Raw genomic sequence first — 18,334 nt, 5'->3', positions numbered from 1 at the left:
TATCTCAACTGGTTTAAATCACCGTTCAAAATCGTATTCGAATTGTTTTTTGCAAGATACAACAACGCCTGACTATTATTTGTTGTCAATCTCAAAAGCGTATTTGAGTTGTTCGTTGCAAGAGTTAGTAACGCGTTGCTGTTCACTCGGCAACAAGCTTCATTTGATAAAATCGCATTACTATTATTCGCAAACAACTTCAGCAGCGCATTTGAATTATTTGTCGTCAAACTCACAAACGCGTTGCTGTTCACTCGAATGTTTGTGTTTGCCGTCTGAATATTGTTATTCAAGTTCAGAATGGCATTCGAGCTATTTTTATTCAAGGCCAACAATGCATTACTACTTACTCTTATTTGATTATCCAAATTCAAGATTGCTTGGCTATTATTTCTCGTTAATCTGAGTAACGTATGAGAACTATTCTTATTCAGCGCCAAAGACGCATTGCTATTCACTCGAATCAAGCTATTCAAATTTATTATCGAGTTTGAACTGTTCTTGCAACAAGAAAGTAACGCCTGACTATTATTCGTTGTTAATCTCAAGAGCGCGTTACTGTTGGTTCTTACTTTCGTCGATAAACCTGAATCTAAATGACCAATCGTTCCATTGTTCACCGATGCAACATTCTTTCCACCGGGATTATTGGCAGCACCAATAAGTGGCTGAATATTGTTCGTATCATTAAAAGTAAGTGTATCGTAATACAAAGTGATTTGATCAACTGAAAGTGTTGCCTGCTCAGAAAACGTAAGAATCTTGTTACCCGTAATAATGCGAGAACAAGACTCAGCGTAGATTCCACCCACGGTAAATGTCAGATTAGAAACAACTTCAAGCTCAGCCGATGTGATATGCAGAGACGAATTTTTATCTTCAAAAATAATTTGCCCAATCCCAAGACCCCTAATCTTTATATCACTCACATGCAGTGTTGTTCCACTTTTAATAAGAATCGTTCCACCAACACTAAGATCAAGGACATTGCCGTTGCCATTTAAACGAGCTGTCACCCCGGTAAAAGTCCAAATGCCGGACAACTGAATTCTACTATTTAAAACCACATCATTTGCATCGCTCCACAATATTGTATGAGTCAAATGCAAATCTTTGCCCCCAAAAGCAAATCGCCTTCGATCAAGCGCCATGGTCCCAGAACCTGTGATTGTACGATCATCTCCCATAAAAAGATGATCGCTCAGCGTTACTTTACCTTGGTTTAATACAATATTAGAGTTAAGCGCAGCCTGCACACCAATAGTAAGGTTGCTGAGCTGGTGCGTTAAATTAATAGAATCACGGTTGAGAAAAAGTGGCTGACCTTGAAGAACATTTCCACCTCTAATAACAGTAATCTGAGGAGTAAAGCTTCCACAATTCACCACCAACTTTCGATTAACATCAAGCGTTATTGGATTTAACGAGCCGTTGTACACGCCATTAAAAAAAGCTGGTGTTGTATTGTTGGTAAAGATTCCATCTGCAAAAGTAATTGGCTGCCCGGTGATCGTTCCACTTTGTTGAAGTGTACCATCCCAATCAGTCAGGGGAGTTCCTACAATAAGTTTTGCTGATCGAATACTCATGGTAGAAGTTTGATGGGAGAATTGAAAGCCTGCGAATAACGTTCCATGAACCATAAGTAGTGCTAATACCCACAGAAACCCAACACTCCTCATTACTTTCCCCTTTTCATATTTCGTTTTTTAATTTTTATTCAAGAAAACGAAATATAATAGATGCCTATTTTTTAATAGCTTTAGGCTACGATTTTATAAAAATATTAGTCAACATTTTTAAATAACCGCCTCCCAATGAGGTCTTTGCACAATAAAATGCACATTCAAATCTTAACATCGCTGAAAGTGATTACTTTCTTGAAAAGCATTCTCACTGATATTTGATAATCCCAAATAATTCTAGCTGAGCTCCGGCCCTCACGACAAGGTCAAGATTTTCATTCAAGCGAAGCGCCTCTGCGTCATACTGAGCAGTACTACTGAAGGTCACCAAATCATCAACAATCACCGTGCCGCCGGATAAATGCAACCCGGTTCTGGTTGAGTACAGCGTACAACCCTGAAGATAAAAGCGCGCTGTTGTATCGGGCATATACAAAAGATCGTTTCGAGCACGCAAAGGTGCATAACTAAAAGTTACCCCTTGAGTGAGGAAGAGTGTTTTTCCGGATGCAATGGTACTTGTGAGTTTTGAAGAATAAACAAATGTATTGGTTCCGGTAATAATCGTATCCTCTTCAAATAAAATACTTCCACGCGAAAAAGTATAATCTGAATCAAGAGAAAGCATGGTATTTCTAAAAATAATTGAACTGTTATCAACCATACAACGCAAGTTATTACTTTTGAGTCCATGAATTTCAACATCCTCAAGAACAAGCTGACTATTTGGTCGAACAATCAATGATGCCCCATTGGTCCCAATAGTAATACGTTTTCCTCGACCATTAATTTTACAATTACCAACAAAATGTACATTGGTTGCAAAGAAAGTATCCGCATTAAAAACAATAGCTGCTGTATCAAAAATCAGTGGTTGCCGCCCTGTCGTCGTTGCTGAGACAACAATCACATTTTTAGCACTGTCGCCATAGCAAAGATAATTTGAATCATCAGACCAACGAACCGCATTAACGGCTACCGATGAAGAAATCGTATTAACCAACGTTAATGTTTGGTTGGTCTTATTGAAATAATAAATACCGACGCTTGAACTCAAACCAGCACTTACTGCAGTTGCCAAATAATCTCCCGTTGCATTCCAACTGACACAGGTAATACTACTGGTTTGTCCAACATATGCGCTGGTTAAAGGAACTAATTTTTCAGACGGTGAAAGCACGTGCTCGTAAATCCTGAGCGTTTGAGACCCACTTGCAAGCCCAACAGCAATATAAGTTCCTGTTGGACTCCAATCAACCGATTGGACCGCGACGTTTGTATCAACACTTGTGGTAATCGTCAGTGCAGACGCTGCAAACGAACAAACTAAAAATTCTGTCACACCAGTGGTCGTATTGCTTGCAGTTCCAACTGCAATTCTATTACCTCCTGGCGCAAAGCTCAGTGCATCGGTCTGTATTTGCCTGCTGGGAGAAAGGTCAAGTGACGTTGCCGATGTTAATGCACCAGTTGTCTGGTTAAAGCTATAAACATACAACTCAAAAACACCCGACCCAAGTGTGCCGATAACAAGGTAATTTCCTGATTTATGCCACGCAAGCGCATAAACCCCACTTGATCCAAAATCTAAACTTGCTGTAAGATTCAAGGAGCCATTACTCGGATTAAGCTTATAAATACTTACTTCATTACCGGTTCCAGCCTTCATTCCAGCAGCAACAAAATATTCTGACGGATGCCAAGCTACCGCATAGGTGTCTTTGTTACTCTGCTCCACCGACTGCGTAGTCGTTAACGTTGCACCATCAAAGTAATAAATTTTCATCTCTTGCCCTCTTGAAGTGCCACCAGAAGCTGCAGCAACATACGCATTATCATACGACCAATCAACCGATTGAATAGCGGCGAACATCGCCACACTTGAAAGCGTATTGATATAAAGTGATGCTCCACTTACTGAGCTGGGCAACACTTGATCGGTAACTTGCTTGCTGAATTCAATCGATTGATTATTTCCATAGATACGACCACAAGAACGGATTGTAGATGTGTTACTCAAAATCAAATCTTCACGCAACCAAAGCTGCCCACCATTCAAATCAATATTACCTGATACCGGCATGAAGCTATCAAATGTGCAGGTCGTTACATTACTCTGTAATGAAAAGCCATTTTCAAAAAAAGCATATCCAAGCATAGTATTGGTGGTATCAACTGCCGGAAAAACCGTATAGGCCTGACTTGAAACTGCCGATTTTGACCCCACAGAAAGTGCACACAGATTTGTATTGATGCATAACGCAAGCAGTATAAAAAACAAAATCATAAAACACTTTCTCCCCATAAAAAGCTACAAATACCGAACTCTTCCAATAAGTTCAAGCATAGCGGCCCCTCGTATCACAATATTAAGATCTGAACTCAACTGCATACTTTCTGCATCATATTTGGCATCACTACTGATTGTTACTTTATTATCAATAATCAGCGTCCCATTTGAAAGCGTTAACCCTGTTCGCGTAGAATACAAAGTACAACCATCAAGCAACAACCTGGATGTTTCATCGGTCATGTTAATGAGTGTTCGGTTTGCACGAAGCGGTGCATAACTAAAAGTCATATTGTTATTAAAGAAAAGTCTGGAGAGCGTTGCAATTGTACTGGTGAGCTTCGTGGTATAATTAAATTTATTTGTTCCTGAAATCGTTACATCTTCTTTAAACAAAATTGATCCGCGTGAAAATGTATAATCATTTGTCAGGTACAAACTACAATTTGATAAAGTTACTGTTCCGGAATCATCTAAACACCGCATGCTTGATGGAAAAACATTTTGAAAATGAACATCTTCAAATAATACAGTTGCCCCAGGACGCACCACAAACCCACTATTACTTTGAAAAATTATTCGCTTGCCTCGGCCATTAATTTTGCATGATCCTATAAAATGGATTGGCGCTTTTAAGATTACATCTGAGTTACAAACAATTGAACCATTTTTGAACACAAGAGGAGTTGCGTCAGACGCCATATTTTGAACATAAACCATATGAGGACCAGAACTCACCGGTTGATGCCCTCGCGCAATGTATGAGTTGTTACGCGACCACCGTATTGAATAAATATCATCGTTCGTCTCGGAACTAGAAATAAGCGATAATGTTTTATTCTGCTTATTAAAATAATACAGAGCAAATTCAGGTCTACCAGCAGATTTTGGAGTTGTTCCAACCGCAAGATAGGTACCGGTCTTATCCCAACTCACGGTATTAACGGCATAGGACTCGTTCACGCGCGCAGTGGTCACTTCGCGAATTTTTCCTGAAGTCGAAGCATCATATACTCGAACATTAGTTGAACCACTTGCTAAACCGGCTGCAATATATGACCCAGTAGGATTCCAATCAACTGCAAAAACATGTGTTCCAATATCAAGGCTTGTTGAAAGTGTAAGCGAGCCATTAAAGTTATAGACAAGGAGCTCACTCATATTAACTGTTGTATCTTTTTCAACCCCCACCACAATTTGATTTCCGCCAGGACTAAAGCTCAACGCATTACGGCAAACACTTTTGGTTGGAAGCGTTGCAGGAGTTCCGACTGAACCAAGTGCGCCTGCCATGCTCACGGGATAACTCTGAAGCCTTGTTGTGGTATCAGTTGTCCCAACTACTAAATAAAGACCCGATGGATGCCACGCAACCGCTCGACCATCACCAGAGCTTGCTGCTCCACTCAATGTTGCAAGTGTACCATTATGCGTTTTATGTTCATAAATTATAAATTCATTACCAGATCCAGCTGGCAATGCTGTTGCAAGATAACGCTTAGTTGGGTGCCAACGCACACATGCAACTTCTCGTCCAATTTCTGCATCTACTGTGGCAGTCAAGGTTGTTCCATTAAAATAGAGTACGCGTAACTCTCGAGCAGAAACAGAACGCATACCAACCGCTACATAATCATTATTCATAGCCCAATCTAACGATAATGCATCGGGCACAGCTGCATGAGTTCCCAAATGATACGAAGCGGTAACGTTTAACGTAAAACCATTAAATTCTGGGAGGTTAAAATCGGGTAAATTTTTTGGTAATTCCAATGCAAAGCTATTTGCTTCAATGCGTCCCGTCGTTAAAAACAGAGGAACTCCACTTAAAACTAAATCGCGCTTGAGCGTCAAACGTCCTTTGTTCAGATGAACCGTACCTGAAATAGGCATATATCCTTCGTAGGTACATGAAGTCGTTGCACCTTCAAGCATAAATCCATCTTCAAAACGAGTGTATCCAAGAATTGTGTTGTTAGAATCAACACTGGGAAAAATAGTAAATGTCTGGGCTGATGCTGAATTTTTTGAACCAACGATAACAGCTTGAACTGAATCTATAAAAAAAACAGAACACAATAAAAAGATCACAGCTCTGTAGGTAAACCAAGTTGCAAACTCATGAGTCTCTCTTCTTTGCACAAAAACTTTATCCGACGATGTCATCCCGGACTTGATCCGGGATCCATGAAAGACTTTGTTAAATGCCTGGATTCCGGCTCGGAGGCCGGAATGACATACTGTTATCCAATTTTTAATAAACAAACCATATCTCCAAAGCCTACAAAAAAATCTGCTATTCATATTTAACACTTCCAAATAGTTGAAGCGATGCACCAGCTTTGATGACAATATTTAAATTTGAGTCCAGTCGTAAACTTTCTGCTGGATACTTTGCTTCACTACTCATGGTTACAGAATCATCAACAAGCACTGTACCATTTTTGAGTGACAATCCAGTTCTGGTTGAATGCAAGGTACAACCATACAAATACAATGTTGCATTAATATCCGGCATATAAAGCAAACCTTGGTTGGGAATTGTTGGTGCATAACTAAACGTAACATCCATATCAAACATAAGTTGTGCATTGCTGGCAATAGTACTTGTTTGTCGTGATGTATAATTAAATTTATTGGTTCCGGTAATCACAACATCTTCCTGAAAAAGCATTGCTCCTTGAGAGAAAGTGTAGTCATTTGTTAAGTTGATAATGCAATTACGCAGCGTTATGGAGCCATTGCTCATCAAATTGCTCAAATTCGATCCTTTAACTTCTTTGAGCTCAAGATCTTCAAGCATCAAATTACTATTTGGTCGAACAAGAAATGAACCATTATTTTTAAAATATATTCGCTTACCTCGTCCATTAACTTTGCAATTTCCTGAAAATTGAACTGGCGCGGTAACATTAATATCGCTATTGCAAATAAGCGATGTGCTATCAAAAACAAGAGGACAAACAGCCGTAACTCCCGACCCAAGACCGGTATAAGTAGTTTTTTCAACAGTATATTCCCAGAGTGCTGATGCATCATAGTTGGCTCTTGCAAAGTAATTATTATTTCGCGACCAACGAGCTGCATAGATCAAATCGTACGTATACTCATTATAGATCGGGGTTAATACCTTTGCTGCTTTATCAAATTTGTAGATAAGCGTTTTAAGCTTTGGCGCAGAAGCTCCGGCATTATACATACCAACAAGCAAAAATGTTCCGGTCTTATCCCACTGTACTGAATAAATAGCATCACTTGTATTTTGACGTGCCGATTGAACCTCAAGCACAACACTTGCAGATGCGTCATAAATTCGTAAATTAGTTGTTCCACCAGTAAGCCCCGCAGCGATGTATGAACCGGTTGGAGACCAATCAACACCAAGCACGGTGTATCCAACTTCAGCACTCGTGGTTAATGTTAGGGCCCCATTAAAGTTATAAATCAAAAGCTCCGCTGCACCAGCCGTAGCATTGTTCACCGCTCCAGCAACAAGCTTATTTCCACCAGGAGCAAAGCTCAATACATTACGACTTATCGCTCGATCTGGCGATAGATTAGTGGCAACTCCAGTACTCAGCACACCGGTTGAGCTTGCAGGATAGGTGATAATTTCACCTGAGGTATAATCAGTTCCTGCAATTAAATAATTCCCTGAAGGATGCCAGGCAAAAGCATTCACGTTTCCGGCTACAGCAGCACCACTTATTGTTACAAGTGTTCCATTATGAACTTTGTGTTCATAAATTATAATTTCATCTCCAGTACCAGACGATCTGCTCAGCGCCAAGTACCGTTTTGTGGGATGCCATCGAACCGCATACGTATCACGCCCCTGATATGATTGAAGCGTTACCGTTAAAGTAGCGCCGTCAAAATAAGCAATTTTTAATTCATAGTCACCTGAATCAAGAGCTATTCCTGCAATGTAATTATCATTGATTGACCAATCAACCGAGCTACAGGCGTTACCCATAATTACTGAGTTGAGTTGATTCACATGAAAACATGAACCTGTAGGAAGATTAAAGTCTGAAGCAGAACGAGGAAGCTCAAAGCAATAATTATTTCCAAAAATTTTTCCACTGGTAATTTGGGAAAAAGTGTTGGTCAGAAAAAAGTCTTTATTGAGATATAATTTTGCATCATGCAAGTTAACGGATCCAGAAACGGGCATGTAGTTATTGTAAGTACATGATGTTGTTGCATCTTCCAACATAAAGCCTTGCTCAAATGTTGAAAACCCAAGCAACGTGTTATTGGTATCAATGGCCGGAAAGACCGTAAAAGCTTGGCTTGATGGTGATGTTTTAGAACCAACAATAAGCGCCCAAATTCTGCCCTGCATGGAGAAGATCAGCAGTGTGCATAAAATCATTTGTTGAATCTTACAAAACATATACGTTCACCCTCTTCTCCTTTCACGATCTTTTATTTTTTATACTAAACTTCTTAAACTCACTCAACGCTCTGTTTTTTAAAAAAACTTTAACTACATATGTCATCCCGGCCTCCGAGCCGGGATCCAGACCAGAACAATATTAACCCTCTGGATCCCCGATCAAGTCGGGGATGACAACCTGGAATCATATCTTTATGTTGTTTTGTAAATTTCAATCGGGCCGTTAATATAATTTGAACCCTCTTGCAAGAATGAAGCGGTATCTGCAAAGCGCAAGCGACCTTCTTCAAAACAGATTGGTTGATAAAGCTTAAGGATAGAATCAGCATCGATACGCAGCGTCGATAAAGAGTTATACATTTTCCATGCCTGAGCATCTATATTTTTGTAAATAAACCAACCCTGCTTTATAAGCCATTGTCCGCCACTCAAAATTTCGCACGAACAATCGTCCATTAATGACAAGTTCCCAAGCGTAATGCCACCTTCAAGGCGGCGTCCATTGTTTGGATCAGTTTTGTATTCAGCGATGGTATTGATTGTTCCATCAATTCGAATTTTACCTTTTTTCAAATGCCAGCCGGTTGAAGTTACATGCACGCAACAGCTATCAAGCAAAAGCACTGAACTTTTGTCTTCAAATCTCAGCATATCTGTTGCGGTGGTCACAAAATCTACACTCAAAGTCATGTGTGGATCGAGCTGTAATATTGAACCTGATTTAATCGTGCATGGGACCGATGGCTGAAAAACAAATGTTTGTGATCCGGTTAAGTCTAAAAATCCAAGAACGGTAAAGGCGCCTTTTTTAAAGGTATACTCATCATTTTGGACCATAACAACATCTTGAAAATTAATAGTACCGGCATCATCAAGACAGGTAATGTTGCCATCTGAGACATTTTGAATAATTAAGTTTTTAAGCAAAAGATTAGCACCACGCTCAACAATAATTTTACCGTGAGGCTCAAGTACTAAAATATTTCCGTTACCAATAATGGTGCTATTGTTCCCACTAAAAGTCCACGTTTGCGATAAGTGTAATGTTGCTCTGAGCTCAATATCATTTCCGTTATCAAAATAAATTGACCCATTCCACGACATCTCTTTTGCACCCAAAACCATTTTTCGAGCATTACAGACCACAGTCCCATTTCCTACAATCTTTTTGTCATCAATAAAACTTAAATTTTCCTCGAGATAAAGCTTTCCGCCATTCAGCTCAATATCTTGGGATAGACTACGCACAATTGCGCACGTCAGACTTGCATTGGAATCATAAATAACAAGGTTATTACTCAAAAAAACTTCACCTTCCAAGCGATTATTCCCACCACGAACTTCTATTGCTTGAGTAATTAATTTTCCATTTCCTCGAAAAGTTTTATCCCCATCTAAAAGAATTTTATTGGTATTTCCGGTTTTATACGTTCCAGCAATCCGCATATAATTATTGCCATCAATTAAAACGCCTTTATTGAAAATAATTTCTTGACCAGAAATTGATGCACCAGTTTCTTTAGAAACTTTTCCTTGGCAATCTTGAATTCTATTACTCAAAACAAGCCCAGCACCCTCGGTAACTTTAATACCAGACGATGAGCTTCTAAAATTAAGAATTGCACTGCACGAAATGCTTATTAAAGCAAAGATGCACAAGTAACCAAAAAAATTTTTATTCATGACGACTCTCCCTTTTCAGGTACATTTTTTATATCCAAAGCTGATATCATTCATATTTTACTGAGCCAAACATTTCAACAGCAGCACCTGCTCGAATAACAACATTGAGCCCAGAATCCAACCACAAGGCCTCAGCTGCAAATTGAGCATCGCTACTCATGGTTACATAATCATCAAGAATTAATGTTCCATTATTCAGGTGCAAACCTGTGCGCGTTGAATACAGAGAAGCCCCATCAAGATATAATCTTGAAGTCTGATCGGTCATAAAAATTAAATCTTGGTTTGCGCGTAACGGTGCGTAACTCAACGTTGTACCGCGATCAAAAACAAGCGTCGATCGAGGCCCAATAGTACTTCCAACGGGTGAGCTGTAAATAAATTTACAGGTTCCTATCACAACATTATCCATGTCAAAAAATAACGACCCTTGCTCAAAGTTATAGTCCGAAGACAATAACATGGTACAATTACGCAGCGTAATAGAGGAAGTATTTGTTAAACACCTCAAACGAGATGTTCCAAAATTAGACAAGTAAGCATTTTCAAGAATTAAATATGAATTTGGATGAACAACAATTGAGCCGCCATTAAACGTTAATTCCTTGCCCTGACCGTCAATTTTGCATTGATTGGAAAATTGAAGCTCTCCTTCAATTGATACATTGGAGGAGCAAACAAGCGTTATTTCATCAAAATCCAGAACACCGGGTAAAGTGTAGTCAGCTGACATCTGCGGCAAAACGAAGGAGTGATGATTTCCCCGAATCCGTCCCGAAGACAACGATGAAAGCGTTTGACTTAAAACAAAGTCTTTGTATAAAAAAAGAACCCCGTCATTTAAAGTAACGGGTCCACTCACCGGAAGATAGCCATCAAAGGTACATGTAGTTCTATTATTTGTAAATCTAAAACCTCGCTCGAGGCGAGTATAACCAACAATAATATTACCAGTCGAAGCGGGAAATGTTACCAAATTTTGAACAGACGATGAATTTTTTGCTCCTACACGAAGAGCTAAAAGCGGTTGCGTACAAAAGAGCAGAATAATGCATATCAATATGTTCAGCATTTTGTATTTCCTACCGTTGTTCAAAGACTAGACTCAATAAAAAACTCTACACTGCCTTGCAAATAATCAAGCCCATCTTGAACCACGCTTGACGCACCTGCAATACGTATTTTGCCAGGATCAACATCAAATGGTTGATTTAATTTCAAGAGCGCTAATGTATCAATTTGCAACACTGAAAGTGAATTTTTAAATATCAAAGCATTCGGATTAATATTACGGTAGATCAAGGTACCGTTAATCAAATTCACCCAAGCTCCACTACGAATTTCCATAGTACAATCATCAGCATTTTGACCGCTTCCAATGGTCACTCCTTTTGAAACATTGCGTTTATCAGTTGCATAAATATTGCAAACGCCGTCAAAAATTAATGATCCATTTTTTAACTGAATCCCTGTTGGGGTAACATATAAGGTACTATTTTTTAGACGCAACGCTGCAGATGAATCAGCAAAAGCTAACAGATCGGTACGCGTGGTTATAAAATCAACACTCAGTGTTACGTTATTAGAAAGAGCAAGCGTTGAAGCAGATTGAATGGTACACTCGGCTGTTGGTTGAAAGACAAAGGTGTAGCCACTGATCAAATCAAGACTTCCATAGACATCAAATGAACCTTTATCAAAGATAAAATCATCATTCTGCACCAGTACAACATCTTGAAAGATAATTTTTCCAGCGCCATCTAAACAACGTATATTACGCAATGCCACATTTTGAATAACCATGTTCTTGAGCAAAAGATTCGCGCCCCGCTCAACAACAATTTTGCCATGTGGCTCGAGCATCAAAATATTACCGTTTCCAACAATCGTGCTATTATAGCCGCTAAAAGTCCACGTCTGGCAAAGATGTAATGTCGACTTAAGCTCGATATCATTTCCGTTATCAAAATAAATTGATCCATTCCATGACATCTCCTTTGCCCCAAGAATTATTTTGCGCGCATTGCAGACAATCGTACCATTTCCAACAATCTTTTTATCATCAATAAAACTTAAATTTTCTTCCAGATAAAGCGTGCCGCCATTCAGTTCAATATCTTGAGCAAGGCTGCGGGTGATGGCACAGGTCACACTTGCATTTGAGTCATGCAAAACAAGATTATTACTCAAAAGAATTTCACCTTCTAAGCGATTATTACCATTGCGAACCTCTATCGCCTGAGCAACTGAAATGCCACCTCCTCTAAAAGATTCATTACCATTTAAAAGAATCTTGTTGGCATCACCTGTTCTATAAGTGCCGGCAATTTTCATACGATTATTGCCATCAACAAAAGTTCCTTTGTTAAAAACAATTTCTCGTCCAGAAATTGATGCACCAGTTGCTTTGGTAACTTTACCCTGGCAGTCCTGAATTTTATTACTCAAGACAAGCCCTGCTCCCTCGGTAATGTTAATCCCAGAGGTTGAGCTTCTGAAGTTGAGAATTGGACTGCAAGTAATATGTATAAACAGACCAAAAAATAGCGCGGCAGTTGACTTGCCATTCATCGGAGCTCCCCTTTTTCAGGCGCATTTATTTATCCAAGGTTTTTGTAGACAAGATATCCAGAATCAAGACTGAGATTGGACTCTGGATAAATATCAATCTTCAGATCATTCGCTTCACTCACGCCATCACCAAGCGTTATGCCTTCAGCTTCATACCAAGCATCGCTCTGAAGTGAGCAATGACCATGAACTTCTAAGTAACCCTTAGTCAATTGCAAGCCCGTTTGAGTTGAATGAATCGAAGCGTTATGCAAAATAATGCGAGCAGTGTCGTCAACCAGGGATATAAGGCCTCGAGATTCGGTCTGCGGCGCATAAGAAAAAGTAAAATCATCTTGTAATATCAACTCAGCACGCTCATTAATAAGGCTTTGTTCGGGAGATGAATAAACAAATGTGGTATCTCTACCTCTCATAATCAATTCATTAACAACCTGAAACGATCCCAATGAAAAAGTAGTATCAACATCTTGAGACCATGTTGAATCTTCAAAAATAACTTTGCTTGCATTATCTAAACAGATAATTTGACCATCAAGAATGCCCTTTAAATTGATATCTTTAAAGCGGATCGATGAACCTCTTCCAACAATAATACGACCGTTCGGATGAAAAATAAGACTATTCCCATTACCCTGAATTGTGCAATTGCCACTAAATGTCCAACCACCACTCAGTCCAAGATTGGAACGAAGCAACATTGAGGCATTATTACAATCCCAAAAGACTGTACTGGTTCCCACCAGATGAAGCCCACCCATACTGAGATTCAAGCTTGAAAGATTAACAGTCCCTGTTCCTTGGATCATTTGATTGTCTGCAAACGTAAGCGGCTTGGTTAAGGTAAGCTTACCACCTGCAAGCGATATGTAACTTTGCATTGAGCCAAGCTCATCCCACGTAAGTTCAGCCGTACTGCTTGAAAATATTATTGGTGCAACAATTTCTCCGGCACCGGTCAATTTATTACCTGTCCCCGCAATCAACAAAGCAACGGGAAAGATTCCTGTTTGGGCAGTTGCAACACCATTACCCGCGAGCAAGAATGTAGAATCTGAGTAACGCTTCCCGGTGATATTAAAGACATTTCCTAAAACTCTGAATGTTGCATTTTCATATTCAAGTGTGGCTAATGGATCAATCGTTGCGTGCCAAATTGCAGAAAAGTCTATCGCTATATTTTTTATCTTTAATGACTTTTTTACAAAAATATTAAAGGCGGGATCAATAATTACACGGGATAAATCAGTTGCTGCCTTGATGGTTAATGGATCTAGATTGCTGTAAACAAAATGCCCATTTTTGAAATGAATAGAACTTCCTGGATTAAAAACGAAAACAAAATCTTGGCCTGCAATACCATTACCCATTTGCAATCCATTGTTTGAAGAAGTTGATTTCATATCGATAATCAATGAATTGGATATTTCCATCAACCCCCGTGAAAGGGCCATTCCTGAGGAAGAAACAACTAAACTTGCTTGATCAACAGCAACAATTGATGATTGATCTTCAAAGTAAAGAGGTTCTCTGTCGGTAATCCCCCTCTTTCGTCCAATAGACAATGCAAGATTGTTTTGCAACGACCATCGGGTATGGCTTGCAATAGTGCTTGTCAAACCTGTTTGATAAAAAAATGTATACGATCCAGAAAAATCGGCCGCTTTTTCAAATTCAATACTTCCTTTTGAAAAAGAATAGTCAGCATCTAAATTCAAAGAAGTTTGATCAAAAATTATTTTTCCCGAATCATCAATACATTCAATCGCATTACCACTGACATCTAACAAAGCAACATTTTTAAAACGTAAAACGCCGCCGGATCCAACTTTAATTGATGCCGTTGGTTTTAAAACAATCGATTTTCCATTTCCATCAATGATACAATTATCTTTAAAAAACCACTCTGAAGAAAGCACAACATCAGAGTTAAAGTTAATCTTGCCCGTATCGCCTGACCACATAATCGAACTAGTCCAATTCAAATCTTCATAACCAAAATAGCACTGATAGGCAGATAAATTAACTTTGCCCGTTCCGGTCAAATAAACCCCATCATTCATACGAGTGTCTTTACCTAAAATCAGCTTTCCTCCGTTCATATAAATTTGAGATAAAATTCGCCCATCCAAAGAAACAGAAAGCTCGGCACTTGGATCATGAAAAACAACTGATCCCCCCATATCACCATTTCCTGAAAGAGAGTTTCCTGAATTTTTAATGTGCAACCAATTTGGAAAAGTTCCACGAGAAAGAATGACCGATTTACTATCCCCATCAAGGCCAAGTAAAAACGAATACCAATCGTAGTTATACGCACTGACAGAATAGTCACCGTAAGGATTGGTAATTAAACAATTGTTAAATTCAATAGACACACCAGGAGGAACAAGAAATTGACTGGTTAAATCAGACTTAATCTCAACATTAAAAAAGTTAATATCTTGCATTGCAAGAAAAGCACAATAACCTTCTCGAACAAATTTAACAGCAACTTCATCATTTAAAAAATTACTTTTTTCAACAACGTTATACGTCAATAACCCATTAGTCAGCTTAAGCACTGCACCGGGCAAGAGCTTAATACTTGGATCGTTTTCAGCAACTCCGTCACCCAACTCAAGTCCCATACCGTATAACATCGAATGCGCATAAACCTTTACTTCTCGATCACATAAAAATGTTCCCCGAGTTAATCGAATACCTGAGCTGGTAATAATAAGGGTTGCATTTTCAAGACGAAGTACTGATGAATAATCTTCAAAATAAATAGGCTCTCTGTCATAGGGACTTCTTTTGCGACCAAAAGTAACTTCTGCTAAATCTGAAAAATACCATGTTGAATCTGATGCAATAGTGCTTGTTAAACCAGATGAATAAATAAATTTATGTCTATTGGCAAAATCAACATTATTCTGTATTGAAATACTTCCACAACTAAAGGTATAATCATCGCTTTGTATCCATCGAACCGCATCAAGCTCTAAGGCAGCCGAGTCATTCATACAACGAATGTTATATCCATTGACACCATCTACTTCAATGTTTTTTAGACGCAGTGTCGAATTATTATCGATCAGGAGATTGCCATCAGTTCCTAAAATGATTCGCTGCCCTCGGCCGTTAATTTCACAGTCGCCACTAAATCGAATAGTTCCGGATACAATCAAATCGGAGTTACAAAATACTTTTGTATTATTAAGATTAGTATTAAATGAAGCGGGAAACCCTGTAATACTTTCAGCAAGATCAAGTATATGGCTATTCCCATAAATAGACCCAGGTGTCACTAAGGTTGAAACATTTTGCAGATGCAGGTCACTCTTTAAAACTAATTGCCCACCTCGAAGATTTATATTTCCAAGCACTGGGAATATTGATGCAAAAGTACAAGTAGTTGAGGCATTTTCAAGCCCAAATCCATTTTTAAACCATCCAAATGCCAACATTCCATTATCGCTGTCAGCTGTAGGAAACGTATAAAATGATTCAACAGAAAGAACGCTTTCAGAACCTTTTTGTACTGCAAAAATATTCGATGATATTAAAAAAAATGAAAGAATTAATACAACGTTCTTCACCACACTATTCTCCCTTGAAAGTTCAAGCCATTGCAGAAATGAAATTAACAACACAATTTCAAACCACAATGGTACGCTCTCCTTACTTTTCCAAACTATCTTGTTTAAGCCAAACAATCAAGGTTGGTTTTATGCCATAATTATTTGTCTTAAAAAACTCATTAATCAAAATTACAGCTCAGTTTTTACTACAAAAAAACTTACTTTCGCTCAAGTCTATAGAGCTTTTTTGAGGCTAGTTAATTTTTAATCTTCCATAAACATTCATTGCTGCAGCGGGCAAAACTCGAACCTCAACGGTAGCGCTGTCAAGCTCTATCCCTTCTGCATCATACAAAGCTTCGCTCGTAAACGTTACACGATCATCAAGCACCAATGTGCCCTGAGTTATGTGCAAACCGGTACGTGTTGAATACAGCGTACATCCATTCAAATACAACTGAGCGTTAGGATCAAGACTAAACTGTGTTTTACCGGCAGGACTGTCGTAGCTAAAAGTGACACCAATATCAATAGCAAAGTGTGCATTGTTAACCACATTCGATTTTTTAGGCGATGCATAGGTAAAAATGAGACCTTTTCCAGAAAGAATAACGTCTGGATAGAAATTTAAGTATCCATTGGTAAAGGTATAATTACTCGTCATACGCATTTCAACGTTTCTGAAGGCAATAGTCCCATCACGCCCAATAGATTTAATATTATTTGGATTGAGATTTCCCAGGCCATTTAAAATCATGTTTTGTAACGTCAATGTTGTACCAGCCATAACGCTCAATGCGTTATACGAATTCAAGTAAAGCTCTTGCCCTTGCCCATCGATAATGATATGCCCACCAGCAAAGGTCCAAGTAGTCTTCAATTCAAGACTGTGCGCCGTACTATTTTTTTCTCCTGCAAGTTCAATGACTACTCCATCTCCAAAAATAAGCTCACCATTATTTGAAGAACTATAGCTCAATGTTGAGAAGTCTTTGAGTACAGCATTTTGTAAAGTTAACGTTGCACCCGGCGTAATGTTAAATAAGTTTGGATCGCGAGAACAATGTATAAAGTGATTATTATGATTAAATGTTGCAGTCGCAAGAGCGGTAAATGTTCTTGTACGGTCAAGATAGATGTTTGGATCAGAGACAATTGAGTTGCTATTTTGAGCTACAAGTTTTTTGAGCGTTACGATCGAATTTGAACTATTCTTGCAACACAACAACAATGCATTACTATTGTTTGCAGCCAAGCGCATCAAGGCACTACTGTTGTACTTCATTAAACTCGAAAGTTCTCCTGTATTTAAATTTAAAATCGCACAACTGTTGTTTGTTGTTAATCTGAGCAGCGTATTTGAATTGTTTGTTGTCAAACTCAGAACCGCATTGCTATTCACACGACTCAAGTTATTCAGGTTCATAATTGAATTAGAACTGTTCTTACAACAAGCCAGCAGAGCATTGCTCGTGTATCTCAACTGATTCAGATCACCATTCAAAATCGCATTGGAATTATTCTTTGTTAGATATAGCAACGCATTACTGTTCACTCGAATGTTCGTATTCGCTGTCTGAATGTTATTGCCCAAAGTCAAAATGGCATTCGAGCTATTTCGGTTCAACGCCAGCAAAGCGTTACTGTTGTTTTTATTCAACGCCAATGATGCGTTACTGTTTACGCGAATGTTCGTGTTTGCCGTTTGAATGTTGTTGCCCAAGTTCAGAATCGCATTCGAGCTGTTTCTATTCAACGCCAGCAAGCTATTTGAGCTGTTCTTGTTTAGAGCCAACGACGCGTTGCTGTTTACTCTAATCAAGTTATTCAGGTTCATAATCGAGTTAGAGCTATTCTTGCAACAAGCCAGCAGTGCGTTACTCGTATATCTCAACTGATTTAAATCACCGTTCAAGATCGCATTTGAATTGTTCTTTGTCAGGTACAACAATGCGTTACTGTTGACACGAATGTTCGTGTTTGCTGTTTGAATGTTATTGCCCAAAGTCAAAATTGCATTCGAACTGTTTCTGTTCAGCGCCAATAAGGCGTTGCTACTTGTTCTTATATTTGTATTTGCCGTCTGGATATTTGCATTTGCTAACACAATCGCGCTGCTATTGTTACGCGTTAGCCTAAG

9 protein-coding genes are annotated in these 18,334 nt (G+C 38.9%); all 9 read right to left on the bottom strand.

The window, feature by feature from the left end; genetic code table 11:
- On the bottom strand, nucleotides 1-1,682 hold a 1,682-nt coding region (locus JST56_02145), incomplete at its 3' end, for a hypothetical protein (protein MBS1987770.1).
- A gap of 211 nt (nucleotides 1,683-1,893) precedes the next feature.
- Nucleotides 1,894-3,972 (bottom strand): WD40 repeat domain-containing protein, encoded by a 2,079-nt coding sequence (locus tag JST56_02140; protein ID MBS1987769.1) that lies wholly within the window; start codon nucleotides 3,970-3,972, stop codon nucleotides 1,894-1,896.
- A 24-nt stretch (nucleotides 3,973-3,996) separates the two neighbouring features.
- Nucleotides 3,997-6,117 (bottom strand): WD40 repeat domain-containing protein, encoded by a 2,121-nt coding sequence (locus JST56_02135; protein ID MBS1987768.1) that lies wholly within the window; start codon nucleotides 6,115-6,117, stop codon nucleotides 3,997-3,999.
- 154 nt (nucleotides 6,118-6,271) lie between these two features.
- Nucleotides 6,272-8,374 (bottom strand): hypothetical protein, encoded by a 2,103-nt coding sequence (locus JST56_02130; protein ID MBS1987767.1) that lies wholly within the window; start codon nucleotides 8,372-8,374, stop codon nucleotides 6,272-6,274.
- Between the two features lie 195 nt (nucleotides 8,375-8,569).
- Entirely contained in the window at nucleotides 8,570-10,060 is a 1,491-nt protein-coding gene (locus tag JST56_02125; GenBank protein ID MBS1987766.1) for a hypothetical protein, read from the bottom strand.
- A gap of 46 nt (nucleotides 10,061-10,106) precedes the next feature.
- Nucleotides 10,107-11,132, bottom strand: a complete 1,026-nt coding sequence (locus tag JST56_02120; GenBank protein ID MBS1987765.1) for a hypothetical protein — start codon at nucleotides 11,130-11,132, stop codon at nucleotides 10,107-10,109.
- Between the two features lie 20 nt (nucleotides 11,133-11,152).
- Nucleotides 11,153-12,631, bottom strand: coding sequence for a hypothetical protein (locus JST56_02115; protein MBS1987764.1), 1,479 nt, complete (start codon nucleotides 12,629-12,631; stop codon nucleotides 11,153-11,155).
- Between the two features lie 29 nt (nucleotides 12,632-12,660).
- Nucleotides 12,661-16,215, bottom strand: coding sequence for a hypothetical protein (locus tag JST56_02110; GenBank protein MBS1987763.1), 3,555 nt, complete (start codon nucleotides 16,213-16,215; stop codon nucleotides 12,661-12,663).
- 232 nt (nucleotides 16,216-16,447) lie between these two features.
- The coding region (locus tag JST56_02105) for a hypothetical protein (GenBank protein MBS1987762.1) at nucleotides 16,448-18,334 on the bottom strand (1,887 nt) is incomplete at its 5' end.

Source organism: Candidatus Dependentiae bacterium, from assembly GCA_018266175.1.
In the GTDB taxonomy this organism is placed as follows: Bacteria; Babelota; Babeliae; order Babelales; family RVW-14; genus JAFEAY01.
This window is presented reverse-complemented; position numbering and strand designations above follow the sequence as displayed.

Coding starts and splice junctions, on each gene's coding strand:
- JST56_02140 (MBS1987769.1), bottom strand. CDS start 3,972: ATGATTTTGTTTTTTATACTGCTTGCGTTATGCATCAATACAAATCTG.
- JST56_02130 (MBS1987767.1), bottom strand. CDS start 8,374: ATGTTTTGTAAGATTCAACAAATGATTTTATGCACACTGCTGATCTTC.
- JST56_02125 (MBS1987766.1), bottom strand. CDS start 10,060: ATGAATAAAAATTTTTTTGGTTACTTGTGCATCTTTGCTTTAATAAGC.
- JST56_02120 (MBS1987765.1), bottom strand. CDS start 11,132: ATGCTGAACATATTGATATGCATTATTCTGCTCTTTTGTACGCAACCG.
- JST56_02115 (MBS1987764.1), bottom strand. CDS start 12,631: ATGAATGGCAAGTCAACTGCCGCGCTATTTTTTGGTCTGTTTATACAT.